The organism is Rubrimonas cliftonensis (assembly GCF_900107585.1).
Classification (GTDB): domain Bacteria; phylum Pseudomonadota; class Alphaproteobacteria; order Rhodobacterales; family Rhodobacteraceae; genus Rubrimonas; species Rubrimonas cliftonensis.
Map to the genome: position 1 here is coordinate 1 of NZ_FNQM01000014.1, position 17,165 is coordinate 17,165.

General features: G+C 67.2%; 12 protein-coding genes and 1 riboswitch. Of the genes, 4 read left to right on the forward strand and 8 right to left on the reverse strand.

Annotated elements, in window-relative coordinates:
- Positions 1-404 precede the first annotated feature (404 nt).
- Genes BLW43_RS16845 through BLW43_RS16860 form a run of 4 tightly spaced genes read right to left on the reverse strand, consistent with a single transcriptional unit; the run spans position 405 to position 9,857 of the window.
- Positions 405-1,688 carry a c-type cytochrome gene (locus tag BLW43_RS16845; protein WP_139284107.1) on the reverse strand — a complete coding sequence of 428 codons (1,284 nt, stop codon included), beginning with the start codon at positions 1,686-1,688 and terminating at the stop codon, positions 405-407.
- A 5-nt stretch (positions 1,689-1,693) separates the two neighbouring features.
- Positions 1,694-2,278 carry an SCO family protein gene (locus BLW43_RS16850; RefSeq protein ID WP_093255254.1) on the reverse strand — a complete coding sequence of 195 codons (585 nt, stop codon included), beginning with the start codon at positions 2,276-2,278 and terminating at the stop codon, positions 1,694-1,696.
- Complete coding sequence (locus BLW43_RS16855; protein ID WP_093255255.1) at positions 2,275-4,140, reverse strand: hypothetical protein; 1,866 nt, start codon at positions 4,138-4,140, stop codon at positions 2,275-2,277. Before BLW43_RS16855 ends, BLW43_RS16850 begins: the two co-directional genes overlap by 4 nt.
- Positions 4,140-9,857: a hypothetical protein gene (locus BLW43_RS16860; RefSeq protein WP_139284108.1), complete on the reverse strand. Its 5,718-nt coding sequence runs from the start codon at positions 9,855-9,857 to the stop codon at positions 4,140-4,142. Before BLW43_RS16860 ends, BLW43_RS16855 begins: the two co-directional genes overlap by 1 nt.
- A gap of 729 nt (positions 9,858-10,586) precedes the next feature.
- Here BLW43_RS16860 and BLW43_RS23015 point away from each other — a divergent pair.
- The 4 genes from BLW43_RS23015 to BLW43_RS16870 all read left to right on the forward strand — a co-directional run bounded on the left by BLW43_RS23015 (position 10,587) and on the right by BLW43_RS16870 (position 14,279).
- On the forward strand, positions 10,587-10,934 hold the full coding sequence (locus BLW43_RS23015; RefSeq protein WP_139284109.1) for a hypothetical protein: 348 nt from the start codon (positions 10,587-10,589) through the stop codon (positions 10,932-10,934).
- Between the two features lie 141 nt (positions 10,935-11,075).
- Complete coding sequence (locus tag BLW43_RS23020; protein ID WP_139284110.1) at positions 11,076-12,107, forward strand: hypothetical protein; 1,032 nt, start codon at positions 11,076-11,078, stop codon at positions 12,105-12,107.
- A gap of 481 nt (positions 12,108-12,588) precedes the next feature.
- Positions 12,589-13,722 (forward strand): hypothetical protein, encoded by a 1,134-nt coding sequence (locus BLW43_RS16865; RefSeq protein ID WP_093255257.1) that lies wholly within the window; start codon positions 12,589-12,591, stop codon positions 13,720-13,722.
- Entirely contained in the window at positions 13,719-14,279 is a 561-nt protein-coding gene (locus BLW43_RS16870; protein WP_093255259.1) for a hypothetical protein, read from the forward strand. Before BLW43_RS16865 ends, BLW43_RS16870 begins: the two co-directional genes overlap by 4 nt.
- Positions 14,280-14,433: 154 nt before the next feature.
- On the opposite strand, the gene BLW43_RS16875 is transcribed toward BLW43_RS16870, so the two are convergent.
- The 4 genes from BLW43_RS16875 to BLW43_RS16890 form a co-directional block, all read right to left on the reverse strand.
- Entirely contained in the window at positions 14,434-14,640 is a 207-nt protein-coding gene (locus BLW43_RS16875) for a hypothetical protein (RefSeq protein WP_093255260.1), read from the reverse strand.
- Between the two features lie 300 nt (positions 14,641-14,940).
- A complete protein-coding gene (locus BLW43_RS16880; RefSeq protein WP_093255262.1) occupies positions 14,941-15,621 on the reverse strand; it encodes an SCO family protein in 681 nt (226 codons plus the stop codon).
- Positions 15,618-16,190, reverse strand: coding sequence for a hypothetical protein (locus BLW43_RS16885; RefSeq protein ID WP_093255263.1), 573 nt, complete (start codon positions 16,188-16,190; stop codon positions 15,618-15,620). The genes BLW43_RS16880 and BLW43_RS16885 overlap by 4 nt, the downstream gene beginning before the upstream one ends.
- Positions 16,187-16,636: a hypothetical protein gene (locus BLW43_RS16890; RefSeq protein WP_217632218.1), complete on the reverse strand. Its 450-nt coding sequence runs from the start codon at positions 16,634-16,636 to the stop codon at positions 16,187-16,189. Before BLW43_RS16890 ends, BLW43_RS16885 begins: the two co-directional genes overlap by 4 nt.
- A gap of 181 nt (positions 16,637-16,817) precedes the next feature.
- Positions 16,818-17,035: riboswitch (cobalamin riboswitch) on the forward strand.
- The last annotated feature ends 130 nt before the right edge of the window (positions 17,036-17,165 follow it).

Below are 17,165 nucleotides of genomic sequence, written 5' to 3' on the forward strand. Positions count from 1 at the left end.
TTCCAAAGCCTGCCTGACGATCAGCGGTTGTGGCAAAAAGGCCAAACGCGGGTTCGCAATTTCAATCACTTAGCCAATCTGTTGTCGAACTTGGGAGATCTACACCGGTCACCTACCGCAGTCGCAAGATCCGACTGGGTCGCGGACCTTGCGGTCTTTCTCTAATAGAAGCGGAATGTCACCATTCTACGCAAATGCGCGCGTTCGTTGGAAGGGACGGGACTCGGGTAAAACGTTCTCACCCACAATGCCGCACCACAAGAAGTGGTACTTTTTCTCAAAACACATTGGACTGAATTAATTTAAGAAAAGTTCCATAGTGTATTGCGCCGCTCTGAGCAATTGAATCTTTGAAAATTCAACATAGAAAAGTTTATTTGCCGATGACAAAAAGCAGCCGTCTGTCAATTTTGACGAAGATTAAGAGTCACAAACATGACGTCGGCTGCTCCGGTCAAAGGATGCGTGGCGTAATCAAGGCCCCATTCATCAAGACGGGCGTCCTCCAACGCCTCCAGAAGGCCTCCTCGCGTCAAATTGCGACCGGCCGCCATGAGCGCCTCGGCCGTCGCAGCACCGATGCGTTCGCCATGCGCGATGATCGGATGTCCACCTGTCTCAATTGCGCGCCGCACGATCCACGGCGTCTCGACCACGGCGAAAAGAGGGTGGCCTCCCTCGAGGGCCCCGCCTGCCGCCTGGAGAGCGGACCATGACAGCCATACGGGCCCCGGCCAGCCGCGCGCCGCGTTCAGTCCATCCTCCGAAAGGATCACAAGTGCGTCACGATCCGTGGCCGCGTCTTTGCGCGCACCCGGCGAGATTCGGATTCGCTCCGACATGGCGGGGGATTCCAGCCGCAGCGCCAGGCCGAGCGCCTCGGCGTCCGCGCGCTCGCGGGTGTCTGGCGTGGCGATGATAGTCACCGAAGCTGGATCAGCCGCCGCGATCGCTCCGGCGAGCGCGGCGCGCACGCCCGCCCGCGACGGCGTCGCCGCGCGAACGATGCTGGGATCCTCGTCGCCTTCGAGAGCTCCCAGAGGAAACAGCGTGGGCACTCCCAAGGCAGCGTAGCCTGGCACGGCCTCGACGCGGGGGCTGAGTACCGCCAGCATACTCGGCGGAGGCGCCCCGTCCCGAAACGTCACGATCTCGACGGACCGTCCCCAGACGGTGCCGCCGCCCAACGCGTCGGCGAGTCCTGAGCGGATCGCCACGGCGAGTTCTTCCGTCAGAACGGGCGAACCAGGCAGTTCGGGCAAGCCGAACGTAACACTGTTGGCCGTCGCGCCGGTCCGCTGCTCGGCGCCAATGCGCTCGAGGTAGTCTTGCAGAGCGGCAATTTCGCCTTGACTGAAGGCGTAGCGCGGCATCAGGCGGCTCAACGCGCGCCCGCTGCTGTCGACGCCCTCGACCACCGCTCGCGCAAAACGCGCCTCGTCATATGCAAGACGGTCGATGGTTTGTCGCGATAGGACGCTCCAATCAATCGGCGGCGCGTCGCCCTCGACCCCGCCGCGCCCATCACGTCCGTGGCAGGAATGACACGGCGAGCGTGCGAGACGCCGCGCGGTCGCGCCATCCTCCAGCCCGACGACCGCTCCGGTAAAGATCGCCCGCCCATCAAGCGGTTCGGCGGCAGCGGCGGCGGCGCAAAGGAGCGACGCAGTTGCTGCAAGCCGCGCCAAGCAGGTCACGTTCCGAGGGTTGCAACTAGGTTGCGCAGTTCGTCAGCCGACGGCATCGAGAGCGAGCGGTAGAAGCGCCCGCTCTCCAGATCGCCGATCAGAAACACCGGGTCGTGCAACTCGAGATCGACGAAGTCGGCGTCGAAGGCCTCAAGCAGCCGGTCGATCTCGCCCGGGGCGCCGGTGAGCCAGAGCCAACGCTCGCTCGCGCCGAATGCGTCCGCCGCCTTGCGCATCATCGCCGGTGTGTCGCGGCCAGGATCGATCGTGATCGACAGAAGTCGTACTTCTTCCCCGGGAGGAAGCATTCCGTCCAGTTCCGCCATCACGTCGTTTCCGATCGGGCAGATAGAGTTACAGAGCGTGTAACTGAAATTGATCACCAGCAACCGCCCGTCCGTCAATGCGCCCTTCAAGCGATGACGCTCCGCGTTCTGATCGATCAGTTCGACATTTGGCGTTGAAAGCCGCTCAAGCGCGAAGTTTCCCTCTACGGGCGCATCCGACGCATTCCCTGATGACAGCACGAGCCATAGGCCCGCCGCGCAAACCGCAGAGGCGGCGAAGGCCAGGGCGACTGGCTTTTTCATCGTGTCTCTCCCGTTTCGTCAGCGGCAGTTTCGACGGCCTTGATCACCAATGCGGCGCTCAGCGCGAGGGGCGACGGCAGGTCGAGCGGGTGCACTGTGTAAGGCCCGGCGTGCGGCAGCGTTACGGTGGCGCGAAGCACGCCGGTGGAGTCAGCTTCCGCGACCACCCGTCCGGCCCAGCTTGAGACCATGCTTGGAAAGGCCAGCGTCAACCGACGCACCGGTAGCGCGGCATCGTCCGGCCCGATCACGTGCAGGGCAATCTCGTGCTCGGCTCCGGCGATGGGCGCGGCGGAGCTCGCGCGGCTCAGCCGCACCGGGGTCAGCGCCTCGCGCTGCGCGTGACCACTGACTTCGAAAGGCAGGCAGGTCGAAAGTTGACCGGTATAGGTTGTCAGAACCAATTCTTGCGCTCCGGGCGCGAAGGCCCAGACGGTCTCAAACACTCCTGGCTCGACTTCCTCGAAGCGGCGCTCGGCGACGGCGACAGCCTGCGGCTGGCCGCCGCGCAGGCGGATAGACCGCATCGGCGGCATCTCGACCGTCGCACCCACCTCCTCGGCCAACCAGGCCGTCTGCCGTTCTGCATCGACCGCGAGAACTTGTGGGCGGGGCGGTAGCGGCGCGAGAAGGCGCGAGGGACCCTGCTCGACCACAGGCCGCGCCGAGCGGGCTCCCATATCGGATCGCTGCACGGTCGCCGCGCTGCCGACCGCTACTGCGGCGAGATCGATCGCGCCAATGAAACCGCCGTCATGACTGAGTATGAACGCTCGGTGATCGGTGAAGGCGACCTCAGAGACGGTCGCATCGATAAGCTCGATTGACTGGACAACGCGACCGAGCGCCATGTCAATCAACGCGACGATGGCGTCCCCCGGGCTCCAGACGACGCCGATCCGCGCGTCTGGCCCAGTCGAGATGCGCGCGAATGGCGCGCCGAGCGGGATCGCGAAAGCCATCTCCGGCGCGTCGTGGAAGCGCAACTCGGCCGCCGCGCTATGCGCCATCACGGCGATCGCGCCGACGCCGCCGAAAAAGCTCACATCAGCGATCGGAGCCGAGAACCGCGCGCGCATCAGCGTCTCACCAGTGGTCGCGTCGAGCATGACCGCCTCACCCTCGGCGGTGAAGGCGCCGAGCGTATCGTCCGCATCGTCGAGACGATGCCGGATCTCTACGGGCCCGCGCCCCAATTGAAGCGCGCTCATCCGCGCGCCGTCAGGCGCGATCCGATGGAGACGGCCCGCGCTGTCGCCGGCCCAGATGTCGCCCCTGCGCGAGACGGTCAGCGCGGCAACGCCCGGAAGCTCATCGACCAAGGTCTCGCTCTCTGGCCCGGTCAGTCTCGCAGCCTCGATCCGGCCGGATCCGGGCCAGGCGAACACCGCGCGCATGTGCCGGTCGTCGATCGCCATGGCTGCGGGCATCGTCTCGAGCCGGTGCGCAGCGACCATGTTCGATGAATAGAGATCGAGGGCTGGATCCACCACCGACAGCGTGGCGTCGCGATTCAGCGCGACGACCAGTAGACTGTTTAGGTCCACTGCGCCAAGCGGGATGCGCCGTGTCGCGCGGAAATTTTGAGCCGCGCGCGCGCAGCCTGCATCGCCGCGCTCGACGGGGCGGACCCAGCCGAGCAGATCGATCCCACGGGGCGGGCGGCCTGTCGCAGGGTCGGTCAACGCCACACGCAGCCGCACCGGCGCGCCACCTTCGGCCTTGACTACGACCCCGCTGACCGGGTCTCGCAGCGAAAGGGAGGCGGTTAGGCTCGCCAGCTGCTCCGCCCACGACGCTCCTGCGCTGGCCGCGATGATCAGCGCGGCCAGCGTCCCGCCAAACAGCCGGACCTGTGTCATCACTCTGGCCTGCGCGCGCAGGATGTCGCTTCGGGATCGTCGATATCCTCGACGACATCGAGCAGACCCCAAACGCCTCCCGCGCGCAGGTGCAGCGGGCCGTCGAACCACAGATAGCAGCCCGGCTCCGCCGGTTTGGTCAACGAGACGGTAATCGCCTTGCCCGGCGCCAGCAGCGCCGCCCGGGGGAAGCCGAAACTGGGGAATAGATCGTTGTAATCCTGCCCAATCGTCGCGAATGCTCGCTGCCGCGCCCGCCCGCCCGGATGCACGACATGCACGACGACCTCCTCTCCGGCGGCGGCGCGGAGCACCGGAACCGGCGCGTCATCCCAAGTCGGAATCTCCTTCGGCTTCAGCCGGAAAAACTGGTCGCCGAACTCGGCCCGGTTCAGATCCGAATGGCTCTCAAGCGGGAAGGAATGGGTATCGCGCAGCCGCACATGGAACGGCTCGGAGCGATAGCTCGCCCCCTTATCACCGAAATCGTAACTGTCGTCGCAAACCTTGCAGTCCTTCATCAGGTCGAGGTCGATCCCTGCCACGACATAAGCGTCGTCCGAGCCCGGATCACGCAGGTTCAACCCATCCTGCCAGAACAGCGTGAATTGCCGGATCGCGTGTCGAGCGCCATTGGGGTCGACGACGTCGAGACGCGCCGTCCACATCGGTCGCGACGTCTGAGCCGCGCCGCGCAGAGGCTGCGGCGCGATCACGAAAGTATCGCAGCGCGTCACGACGCCCGGCGCGCGCAGCCACTCAGCGGCGATCTCCGGCCGGATGTCAGAAAGACGCAACGCCGGCCGCACGCCCCGCGGACCGATCAGCTTGTTGTCGCAGCCGAGGGCCGTGCGCGGCGCGCGTAACTCTGTCGCCCGCGCTCCGCGCGGCGCAACCGTGACCGCGCCTACCAGACCATGGGTGGGATGGCCTATCACGTCGCCGAAGGACTTCAACGGAAGCGCGCCGAAGGCGTAAGGTAGATGGTTCGCGTCGAGCTTCGCGAGAGTTCCGTATTCGAAGATGTTCTGGTTTAGCGCCTGCACGCGGCCGACATAGTCCGACAGGGCGCGGTCTCCGATCTCGACCACTCGGCGCTGCGTCTCCGCATCGATGACGCCGCCGGCTCGCAGCACGTCGATCGCGTCGGCCATCGGCAGGACGATACGGTCCTCCAGACGCGGCCCGACGGAGAGTTCTATGGCCATGATGGACGCTGGATCGCCATCGGCGGGCGCGGTTGGCGGCGTCGGGCCGACGCGCTGAGGGGTGATGCGCGCCCTAAGCGCGGGATCGCGGAGCATCGGTTCGAGCGCCGGCGAGGCGCCAGGTTCAAGCAGCGCCCCGTCCAGCGTCTGCGCGAGGCGCTCGGTTACGACGGCCCGGTCTTCTTGCAGCGCGACGATCTGCTCGCCGAGGATCTGCGCGTCAGCAGCGCCGAGTTCGGGCCGTGCGGGCAACCGCGCGACGCCGTCTGGCAGCGTCGGCCCGCCCTCTGCGCCCAGACGTGTCAGAATGAGGTCGGGCAGGAGGATGTTGACGGCGTCGGAGACGCGCAGCGGCGCAGTGGTTCCGATCCCGGCCGGCGCGTAGACCAGTCCCGCATAGAACTCCAGCTGCTCGATCTGCGCCAGCCGCGGCCCCGGCTTTTCGAGGAGATCCGGGCGATCCTCAATCGAAAGGACCGCCGTGCCCATTTCCGCTGCATGCCTGTCGACGCCGGCGAGCGCCCAGACCGGATTGTCGCCATAGGGGCGCGCATAGGCCGACTGGCGCGTGAGCACGGGCAGCGGGAAGGATAGGGCGAGCCGGGCGGAGGGAATTGCGTCGCGCCGTCGATCCGTTCCGGCTGTCGCGAAGATCGTGCCGTCCGGTCGCTCGTTCTCGCTCCACGCCCGCTCGACGTCGAGCGACACGATGGGCGTCATGTTGGCGTCGCCGGGGATGTCCGACAGGCCCGGCGACGCCCCCCTTCGGCTGCGCAGCGCGTTCAGCACCGTCATGTGCACGCAGTCGCCCGCGTTCACGTTGATCACCAGCGGTTCGGGCCGGTGATATGTCGCGCGGATCAGATCGACGATCCGGGGCAGCGGGATCGCGGTCCAGTTCGCGCGATCCTCAATCTGGACGTCGGTCACCCTCTCGGGGCGCTCGGGATCGACCAAGGCACGCGGATCGACCAGCGCGAAGAACAGCCCGTTGCCGTCGAGAAGCTCTTCAGAATAGGGCGTTCCGGGTTGCCCGGACGGCGTCGTACCGCGGAACACGGTCTCGGCCTCGATGGCGACGATCGCCGCATAGACGCGCGGTGCGCCTGGTTCGCATTCGGCAACTGGACGATAATCCGGGATCGCCGTCTCGGGATCCGGCGGGGTTCGAAGCCGCCCGAAAAGCTCGGCCAGACGCTGAGCGGTCAGATCCTCGATCTCGACGCGCCCGGCTCGTTCGAGCCGTTCGACGAGCGGCGCGAGTTGGTCGGGCGGGGCGGCCTCGATGGCGTCGATCGCCTCGTTGCGGAAGCGCGTGAGCGGCTGGACCACGGCTCCTTCTTCATCCGCCCCACCCTCTCTTGGCTCCTGGGTCGGCTCTGCGGGCGGGGCTGAGCGGAGCGCGCGCGGCGCGGTCAGCAACGCTGCGTCCGGGCCGAGTTCGGGCCGCCTCCGCAGCGTCTGCCCGAGCGGATCGGCCAGCAGCGGGTCGAGCCTTCGGCGCAACGCGTCGGGGACGATCGCGCCCGGATCGTCGCGCGTCAGTGATTCGAGCTCGACCGCGCGCTCCGACAGATCGCGTTCGAGCGCGCGGAACAGCTCGAAGCGCCGGGTCTTTGCGCCGACGCGCACCAGCCCCCACGCCCCGTTCCAGAGCGCGTCCTGCGAGCCGAAATGATAGGGCGTGTCCAGCGTGCGCAGTTGCAGCCGCGTCAGACGTTGCAGCGCCCGAACATCCTCCAGACGCGTCGCGGCCGAGACTGTCTCGCCGGTCCGCGCTTCGGCGCGCGCGACCAGTTCCTTCGCAACGGCTTCGAAGTTGGTGTCGTAGAGAAACGCGCTCTCGAACTCGAAATGTTCCGAGATGCCGACTTCCTGCGCTGCGATCCGGCCGTCATTGTTGAAGCAGAGCGCGATCTGCTCCTCCATGTCGCGCCAGAAGTTTCGGTCGGCGGTGGCGGAAAACCCTTGCCATCCATGCCGCTGCCATGCCCGATACTGATCGGGCCGACCCGCTGAGGCCATGCGAACCCCCGAAAGCGGCCCGCCCTCCAGCTCGCAACGTCGCGCCAGCGTGGCGACCGGCGTGTCGTCCTGCCAGGGCCGCGTTTGCGCGGCGGGGAAGGCCTGGTCGACATTGCGCGGCCAAGTGTAGCCCTCCAGCGTGAAGGTGTGCTGAACCTCCTGCGCCCCCTGGATCAACCGGAACTGCAGATGATCGCCGTCGAAGGCTTCGATGATCGGCGTCGCCGGGTCTCCGTGCAGCGCGCTGAGCATCACGTTGGCGAAGTCGCCCTCGTCGCCCGGACGCTGGCGGCTGATCGAGCAGCGCTCGGTCACGCCGGACAGCAGGGGGGAGACCCAGTCTTCCGGCTTCGCCTTCAGGTTGCAATCCGGACTGGCGCTCGAGTCCACGCCAATCCTCAGCGGCAGCGGCTCTCCGCGATAGTTGATCAGATAGGGGTCGTGATGATCGACCGATATACTCTCGGGTCGCTGCGGCGGCGCGACCGGACTGGCGAGGCGAGCGCGCGGGTCGTCGGCGGCGTAGCCCGCTGCGGCGGCGCGATACTCGGTCAGATGTTTGAGCAGATAGTCGTCCGCGGCGAGCGATGCGCCCTTGTGGATCACGCGGAGGTCAGCCAGCAGATTTGTCGTCAACCCAGTCTTATGATCGGAGCGGTCGCCGGGCCGGGCCGCGGCGAGCCACGCGGGCGGCGTGTCGCCGTCTTCGGCGAACCAGAACCCGTCCGAGTCCTCACCGAGAGCGGAATCGCAGAACGCCTCCATCCGGGGCGCGCTTTTCGCGATCCCGTAGCGCGCCTCGCAGAACAGCGTAACCATACCCTTCATGCGCCGCTCGCGCGCCGCCAGCGCCTCGATGTCATCCTCGTCGGCGAGGGTCTTGGACAGCGTATCGATCTCCGCGGCGCTCATTGTGTCGCGCGGGTCATAGAGCAGGGCGAAATCGGCGATCGACAGGGCGTATTCGCGGTACTCAATCAGATCGCCGGGCTCGGGCGTCAGATTCACGATGACCTTGCGCGCGCCGATATCCGCCTCGCCCGCCACGATCATGCTGCGATCCGCCCGAGGCGCTGTGCAGGACAGCGGAGAGTCGTCGCAGATCTGCGCCGTCGCCGGCTCGATCAGCAGCGCGGTGTAGAAGCCGTGCTGCTGGATAGAGGACGGGCCGAAATGGTCGTGGCTGAACACGGTGCGAAGAGTGCGGTCGGCGTTGCCCGCCTGCGCGCCAGCGCCGTCGTCGGGCGCGCGGATGTCCGACAGGATCGGGTCCGCGAACCAGCGCTGGGTGGTGGTCTGGAAGAGATCGGGCTGTGCGCCGCGCTTCATCCGCCAGATCTGCTTGTCGAAGGCGCTAGACACTTTCCACAATCCGGTCTTCTCGTCGAAGACGCACAGACCTTCGAATTCACGCATCGCCAACTCGCCCGGCGCGCGGTTGGAAGTGACGTCGCTCGCCGAGGGCGTGTTCTTGGCGGCGCAGATGCGCACCGCGATCTCGTCAGGCGCGAAGGTGCCGTCCTCGTAGTTGAAGCCGTTGCCCGATCCGTCCGACGAGGTGACATCGAACTTCACCAGATGGATGTGTTGGCCGATCGTGTCCGTCGGCGTCTTGACCTGGAAATCGTCGAGCTCAAGCTCCTTGGGCAGTTCGTTGGTGTGGCGGAACTCGATGCACTCGCCCGACAACGCGCGGAAGAAGAACGGCTCCTCGCTCGCCGTCACCTTGGGCGAGATGCGGCCCTTGCCGTCCTTGTAATCGTCGGATTTTGCGGTCAGCACGTTGATGCGCGCCTGCGGGTCATGCCAGCCGGCGCGGTTGGTGATGAGATCGACCTGCACTGCCGAAGCCTCGTAGCGGCGATAGCCGATCACCGCTGGGTCTGGCGCGAAGGTTGGATCCAGCAGCCCGGCGACGAAGGGATCCTGTTCCAGCATTAGCCCGGCAACGCTGAGCCGCCCCATCCCGGTCGGCGCTCCGCACGGGTCTGCGAAGGGCGCGCCGGGCTTGGCCGGCGCTGCGTTTACGGTGAACAGCCCTGAGCCGCCGAACGTCTTGTAGCCCCCTTCCTCGGCGACGAAGGTGGCGGGCGAGCCGTCGGGCGCTCGCACATCGAGCGCCGCGCCGCCGCCATGGACGGTTCCGTCGTGGTGAAACGCCATCGCGGCCCGTTCGATAGGCTCGCCGTCATAGGCGAGCAGGTCGAGTTCGGCTTCCTTGAACTTCATCGACATGTCGCCAAGCGCCAGAGCCGCCGCGATCACCTGGCTCTGTAGCGCCTCGCGGTCCGCTAGATCCGAGTCGGTCAGGGCGTCGGCGAGGTTGCGGGCCTGAGACGGCTTGGCCAGCCTTTCCGTCACATTGGGCGGCGCTTCGAACGGCAGGTCGCGCTTGGCGTTGTCGGTGACGACATGGCGCGGCAGCCCGCCGTCGAGATACTCTCCGGTGACCAGATCGCCGGAGAGCTTGCGGGCGATGTCCATCGGCGCCTGCGGCGGGCGATGCCCCGGACGCCCCGCGATGTAGAACGGGTACCCGGGAAAGGCGGTGATCTCCGTCCCCTCGGGCGCCGGCTCCGTCTCGACCACGGCGACGGTCGCCCCGGCCCCGTCCTCCGCGACAGTCAGCGTCGCCTGACCCTCGTCATAGGTCGGCAGGACAGGCCAGGGCTGGCCGCGAAGCGGCGTCACCGCGGGAATCGGCGTCCCGACATTGCGGGGCGTCAGCCCGTCGCCGGGCGCGATCCACCGCCCGGTCGCCTGGTCCACCGATCCGGGGCGCTTCATCGCGCGGATGTCGGGATGCATCTCGGCGAGCGAGAGGGTCGGCTCCCACTGACCGTCTGGCAGCTTGCGCGTCCCATCCTCAAGCGTGTCGTGAACGCGCCAGAGCTCCCACATGCCTTGCGCGAAATGCGGGTAGAGGTGGCAGTGGAAGATCGAGTCGCCCACCGTGCGGTTGCGATTGCCCGAACCGAGCGTGTCGAACCAGCCGGTCTCGCCTGCCCGCGCGCCGCGCCGGTAGACCTCCATGCCGCCGCCATAGATGTCGTAGCTGAACCCCTGCTGCGGCGCCACGGTCTGGCTGTCGAGATAGGCTCCGCGGCCGCCGTCATTTCCGGTGAACCATTGATGCGCGTGTAGATGGAAGACATGCGTCTCCTTTGGCCCCGCATGGTAATTGCGGAACACCACGGCGTCATTGAGATAGGAATGGTGGACGTTCGAAGGATCGTCGCTGAAGTGCTCCAGCAGCGCCGGATCACCGTTGGCCCAGGATGTGAGGAAGAACTCCTCGTACAGACATTCGAGACAATTCGCGGCCGGACCGATGCCTTTTCGGTTCGCCAGCAGCATCCCACCCATGCCGCCCGCACCGTAATTGATCCCGAAGCCGTCCCGCACCCCGGCGAGCTGGCCGCCGCTAAAATCTCCAAGTTCCTCGAAATTGCGCGGATAGAAGGTCTTAAGCTCGTCGTGGAAGAAGACCGAGAACTCGCGGAAGCTGAGCGCGGGCTCCTCTTCGAAGGCATCGCGCCAGATTACCGCGTTGAGGTCTGAATGGATGATCTCGAAGGCGTCTTCCGCGTCGTCGACCGCGCGCAGCATGTTGAGCACGGGCACGCCGCTCTGACCTGAGACGGGGTCGTCGAGAGTCAGTTCGTAGCGTGTCTCGTCGGCGATCTGCGCAGCGTCGACGGCGTGGCGCACGCCGACGCCGGCGGGGTTCCAGACCCTCTCGAAAGCGGTGCGCGTGATCTGACTGCGATACCAGCGCGCGTCTGTCTTTTGCACGTTCACGGCGCCGAACAACCCGTGCGTGAGACTGCCGCCGTCACCCTGCCCGCCCGAGGGGGCGCCGGTGCTCGCCATGAAGAATGGCCCTTCGCGCTCGACGAGGAAAAAGCAATCGACCGTCTCGCCGGGCGCGATCACGCCAAGGCCCGTGCAGGCGTCATGCGGCTCCGCGCGGATCGCCCGCCGGGCGGCGTCGAGGCGGGGCGTCCCGTCAGGGTTGCGCGCGAAATTGATCGCGGCGAGACCCTGGATAGCGAGGTTCGCCCCACGGGAACGGGGCCAGTTCAGATCGTCTTCGGGGCGGCGCGGATCCTCGCTCTGCTTGATCGCGCAGGCGACTTCGCCGTGTTTGATCTGGTGGGCTTCGCCTTGCGAGACCCATTGACGAAGCTTGTGATAAAGCAAGCCGAACGGCCCGCCTTTGGCGCTCCCCTCGGCACCGCAGTAGTCTCCCGAGAAAGACGGATCGTGCTCGCGCAGCAGGTTCGACAGGCGGATATGAAGAACGTCGCCGACATTGGCGCGCAGCGTGAGCGGGCGAGGCCGCTTGCAATCCTTGAGCCGGACTTCGCCCGGCGCAAGCTCGCCGCGCCAGCCCTCGACGCCGGTCGTCTTGTCGCACGCATCGGCGTCTATCGCGTCGGGCGCGATGGCGACGGGGGTGAGGTCGCGGCGCAGCGCGTAGATCATGCCATAGGGGTTGAACGACCCAAAACGGTTGTAGACCAGCATCTGGTCGACCGCCGCCACATCGGCGCAGATCGTCCTGCCGAACCTGCCGCGCTGCGCGTCGCCCACCAGCGTCGAGACCGCGCCGTGGACAGGCGCGCAGGTCATCGGATTTTCGATGCTCTGGGCGACGGCGGGCAGGGTGGCGGAGAGCGAAAGCGCAACAATCGAAATAATGCGCCCGACGGACAAATAGTGCATGCCTGATCTCCAATGTGAAGCGTTGTAAAATACCACCTTTACACCAACACCGGGTGTAGATTACCACAAAGTCGGTTGAGAGGGATGCGTAATCTGAGATCAATAATCTGAAAGCATATCAGATGTTTAACAGAGGCAGTTTGCGCAAGATGTCCCCGAGACGCCTTTCAGGCAGACCGAACCGATTCGCAATCGGGTGGCGCTGCATATTGAGGGTGGCGGCGCGGCCTGCGTCAGGTAATGCCCCGTAGAATCCGTCTGAATACACGGGCGATAGTACGCAAGCCGGGATCGTCATCCGTCGACGCCTTTTGGCGTAGCCTCCCGACCAAGGTGCCATTGACTGACCGGGCGCGCCGGCGAAATTATTTGTGGGGTTTGCGTCAGCCACGGGCATCGATTGCGCGGTCGCCCTACGTCAAAGGGTTCAAATTGATTAGAGGCGCCGCGTTGCAGCAGTGTGGCCCGTCATGACGACAGTCCCCCCATGAGACCGCTCGCATATCGTGGCGTAAAGCTGGTCCTTGCGGCGGTCGCCTCAGCCGCCCTGTTCGGATGCGCCCGGCCGCCGCTCGACGACCTGGCGAAGGAGTACACTGAAACGCTGGACGAGATCGGCTACGTCGCGGTCTTCCCGCCGCGCGAGGACATCCGCATAGGCGACATCTTCCTGCGTGCAGGCGAGCGCGACAGGCTCGACGATCCCGAAGCCTCAGTCCGCATCCACATTGGAACGATTGAAGAACTGAGTTGCCGCGCCCGCGTACTCGCCGCGTCGCGGCTCGCCTACGCCCCTACCACCGGCGACGGCAAAATGATCTCGCTCGCTCAGCCAGATCTACCGCAGTCGCGCTCTAGCACGCTGCCAGCGGTCGCCTTTCCCCAGGTCGTCTCCGCTGGGGCCGGTGCGGCGGCGGCCGGCGGCGGCGCCTTCGCAGGCCTCGTGTCGGCCAGCGGCGCGGGCGCGGAGCGCGTGGCCATGTCATTCGGCGCTGTACGCCACGCGAGCTCGGCAGCCTGGGCCTTTGACGGCCAGCCCATGCCCGCCTACCAGGCGCCCACCGGCGCGAAGTCGGTCCAAGACCAGCTCGCCGAGTGCGCCGCCCTCCCCGCCTTACGCTCGCGCGGCCGGAGCGCCGGGCTACGCGCCTACCACAGCACTGTGGAAACCTTCTGTCCTCATCTTGGTGCCCTGAACGTGACGGCGGCGGCCCATCGGCGCGCCTGCAGCGACCCCGGCAACAAGTGCGACTTCATCGTCGTCACCGACCTCTACCTCGCTCGGAGCATCGGCTACGGCTACGCCGACGCGGCCTCGGGCAGCTTCTCCTTCGCACGCGGCCAAGCGGCGAACCTCGCCGCCAACGCCACCGCCCCGGAACTCGCCGGCTCTCCCGGCGCGCCAGTTGCGGCCGGCGTGGCGACCGCCGCAGCCGCAATAGCCGCGCCAGGTGCGGCGGCCGAAATCTCCACGGCCCGTAGCTTCGCCTACGCGGAACCGTTTCCGAGGCCTGTCGCAATCGCCCTCAACGCGATCTACATCGACGCCGACCAGGCATGCGAGCAGGAGCAACGTCGGACGACTGCCCCAGGCACAGGCCAGGAGGACCCATCGCCATGACGACGCGACGCGATCAAACCCCGCAGTGCTCCTCCGCACCCGCCCGGCCGCACCCGCAGCTACGCAGCGCGAGCCATTTTCTGATCGGGGCGTTCCTCGTCAGCCTGTCGCCCTCCCTGGCCGTCGCGCAAATGTCCACGCAGCCCGAAGACCCGCGGGACACTGTCTTGCGCCTGCCGGTTGTCTCTTCCGGCGACGTCGTCGCGACCGCCCTGTTCTCCTTTCGCCAAGGCGTCTGGCCGACGTGCCCGGCTGCCGTGCAGCCTCCGTCGAACAATTCTGATACGGTCGAGATTGTCGGACCGGAGGCGCTCCGTCGATCCGACGGGCGCCCAGCCAAGCGCGAATGCTACGCCGATGACGAAGGCAACTGCTACTGCTTCGGCGACTCCAGCCCCACCGGAGAGCCGCCGGTTCTTCTGGTGCTGTCGCGCGACGTCATGGATGGTGTGCGCGCGCTCTGGAACGGCGAGAAGATAGAGGACACGCGCCTCCATCCTCTCGACGTCGAGGAGGCTCCGGCCGTGCAGCGGTTCCAAGCCGGTTCCCTTCGATGATCCTGCGAAAGCCGGCGCTTCTACACCATCGGGTGGGGCACTTCCCTCGCCCTTTCCGGCGGCGCCGCCATGTTGATTTCAGCGGGTGAGCATAACGCATATCTAATTGAGGAAGCCGAAGCCAGTCTCAACCCTCTGAGTTTGAACGCTGTGCTCACGTCACCGAAGCAAATGGCTTCGCTGTTTTCGTGTGTCCATCGGCCAGCCCCTCAATCTCGCGACCGACCTGCTCGAGCCGGGCCACATCCTCGCCGAGTTCGGCCAGCATCCGCCGCATCGCCGGCGTCAGGTCGTTGGTCTCGTAAGCAAGCACCCGCGGCAGATCGCGCCCGAAGACCCCGGCTCCCTGCCGGATCGCCACGCCTTATTCGAGGCAGGACGTCCGCGCCTGGTTGATGGCGCGTGTCCGGCTTTAGCATGTGTAGCGAACGACCGCTCCGACGCCGGCGCTGCAGCATCCGCCCTAAGTGTCGCGGCGGCGCAGAGTGTTGCACGCGCGTGCAGCATAATCAGGGTGTGGCGGGTAAGGGCTCGATCCAGCCCTCCGCCGCGTTCCGTATGAATGACCGTTCCGTGCGCATGCCGGCCGCCCGTCGGCGCATCCTGCGCAACGCGCGCCCGCCTCACGGTTCTTCCTGCGCGGTCGTCTTCGGCTCCCGGATCAGAGATACCCGGCGACGATCTCCGCCATGCGTTCCGGCCCGAGCACGGGCGGCAGCAGCGTCAGCACCTTCCCGTCGCCGCCCACGAGGTAGATGAACGAGCCGTGGCTGTAGACCGGCTGGCCGGCGGGATCCTCGAAGACGACTTCGGCGGAGACCTGGAAGGCGCCCCTGGCCGCCGCCAGCGCCGCCTCGTCTCCGGTCAGCGCCACGAGCCGGGGATGGATGCGCGGCGCGGCGACGGAGAGCGCCTCGGGCGTGTCGCGCGCGGGGTCCACCGTGATCAGCACCGGCGAGAGCGCCGCGGCGCGGTCCCCGAGCAGGTCGAGCGTCTCCGCCATCCGCGGCAGCGCGACCGAGCATATCGCCTCGCACTGCGCGTATCCGAAGAAGAGCAGCATCGGCCGCCCGGCGAAATCGGCCTCGGTGCGGCGCGCGCCGGTCTGGTCGATCAGGTCGAAGCGCGCCGAGATGGTCACGGGGAAGGGCGTTCGGGCGGGCGATCGACCAGCCGACCGCGCGGCGGGCGGGACCGCGGCGGCGACATGCGCCGCCGCCTCGTTCGGGTCGGCATGAACGACGCCGTCATGGGCGCCCGCCCTTGTCGCCGCCAGCGCAGCAAGGCTCGCCAGAGCCAACAGCAGCGCCGCGGCGCGGCGGGCCGGGCCGCGGCGCCTCATTCGAAGAGATACGCCTTGAACGCGGCGTCCTCCTCCAGCCCGAGCCCGAGATGACCATCGCGCGCGATGAGCGCCTGCACGCGGCGGTCATTGCGGAACCATGGTCCTTCCTCGCCCGCGGCCTCGGGGTTGCGGGCGGCCCATGCGTCCGTCCAGCGGTTCGCGGGAAGGAACTCCGCGTCGCCCGGCCCGCGGATGCGCTGGAGGTGATAGACCTTGAACGGGTTGGCCGCGTCGTCGCCGACGAGGTTGCCGTCCACCTCGACCGTCTCGCCGCAATAGGGCAGCAGGTCGTCGACGGCGCCGTTGAAGAGCGCCTGCGCGTTCTTCAGCACGGGCACGATGGCGCCGTCGGCGGCGCGCAGCAGGGCGAGCTGGCGCGCGCCGCCGCCGCAATCGGCAGGGCAGTCCCCGGTCAGTTCGCACAGCGTGTCGACGACGCGGGCCTCGAATCGCGCCGGCTCCTCGCCGGTGAGGCTCCAGGACTGCGCCTCGGAACCCGCCGAGAAGCGGCCCTCCTGCGCCAGCGCCGGCGCGGCGAACAGGGCGAGGATCGCGAGCGCCCTCATTTCTGCGGCTCCGGAATGGCGAAAGGCGGCACGACGTCGAAATCCTCGTGGCTGCGGTTGACGAGGCCGAGGTTCTCCACCACGCGATCGACGATGAGGTAGTTCACCCCGTCGCGGACATGCAGCGCGCCGTCCGCCACGAGCCGGTCGCTCTGGACTTCGAGGATCGCGTCGCCGCCGGTCACGGCCGCGTCGCCCTCCCACTTCAGCACCATGTACACCGTGCCGTCGTCGGCCAGCAGTCCGACCGGAATGCCGCCCGCCGCGCACCACAGCGCGCAGGTGTGGTGCGCCGAGCCGGTGACGCTCTCGGGAAAACCCATCACGCCCGAGAAATAGCACCATGTGTCGATCATCTCGCCCGTGACCTGCACGCGCTCCACCGCCGTCGCCGGTCCCGCCAGCGCGAGAGCGGCCAGCCCGCCCGCCAGCGTTCGCCTCGCCATCATCCGCATCCCGCTTCCCTCCCGAACCGCCCGAGCTTCCCTCCCGAACCGACCGAATCGAGCATAGCGCCCGATCGCGGCGCCGGTGCGTCACCGATGCGCGACCGGGCCCGTGATGCGGCGTGAGAGGGTGCGGCGTAAGGCCCCGCCGGCGCGCTTGACGGATGCGCGCGCGACCTGCCATCACGACGGTGCGAACGGTTCCGGCGCGTGAGAGCGCGGCGGATGAAAAGGGAACGCGGTGCGGCCTCGCAGGGGCCAAAGCCGCGGCTGCCCCCGCAACTGTAAGCGGCGAGCGCGCCCCGAACGCGCCACTGGAGCCCCTCAGCGGGCGCCGGGAAGGCCGGGGCGAGGCTGTGACCCGCGAGCCAGGAGACCTGCCGTCCGCGGTCACCCCATCCCTGTGCGGGGCGCGCAGGGTGAGCGGCTTGCCGCAGCGGTGATGTCTCGTCGCCGTTCGCGCGCGGGCTCGCCCCGATGCGTTGGACAGAACCATGTCCGCCGGCCCGGCCGCAGCGCCGCCCGGCTC

Bases quoted from the DNA above. Each gene is read 5' to 3' on its own strand.
- BLW43_RS16885 (WP_093255263.1), bottom strand. From the start codon at position 16,190: ATGAGGGCGCTCGCGATCCTCGCCCTGTTCGCCGCGCCGGCGCTGGCG.
- BLW43_RS16890 (WP_217632218.1), bottom strand. From the start codon at position 16,636: ATGGCGAGGCGAACGCTGGCGGGCGGGCTGGCCGCTCTCGCGCTGGCG.
- BLW43_RS23015 (WP_139284109.1), top strand. From the start codon at position 10,587: ATGGTGGACGTTCGAAGGATCGTCGCTGAAGTGCTCCAGCAGCGCCGG.
- BLW43_RS16870 (WP_093255259.1), top strand. From the start codon at position 13,719: ATGACGACGCGACGCGATCAAACCCCGCAGTGCTCCTCCGCACCCGCC.
- BLW43_RS16860 (WP_139284108.1), bottom strand. From the start codon at position 9,857: ATGGACATCGCCCGCAAGCTCTCCGGCGATCTGGTCACCGGAGAGTAT.
- BLW43_RS16880 (WP_093255262.1), bottom strand. From the start codon at position 15,621: ATGAGGCGCCGCGGCCCGGCCCGCCGCGCCGCGGCGCTGCTGTTGGCT.
- BLW43_RS16865 (WP_093255257.1), top strand. From the start codon at position 12,589: ATGAGACCGCTCGCATATCGTGGCGTAAAGCTGGTCCTTGCGGCGGTC.
- BLW43_RS16855 (WP_093255255.1), bottom strand. From the start codon at position 4,140: ATGACACAGGTCCGGCTGTTTGGCGGGACGCTGGCCGCGCTGATCATC.
- BLW43_RS16850 (WP_093255254.1), bottom strand. From the start codon at position 2,278: ATGAAAAAGCCAGTCGCCCTGGCCTTCGCCGCCTCTGCGGTTTGCGCG.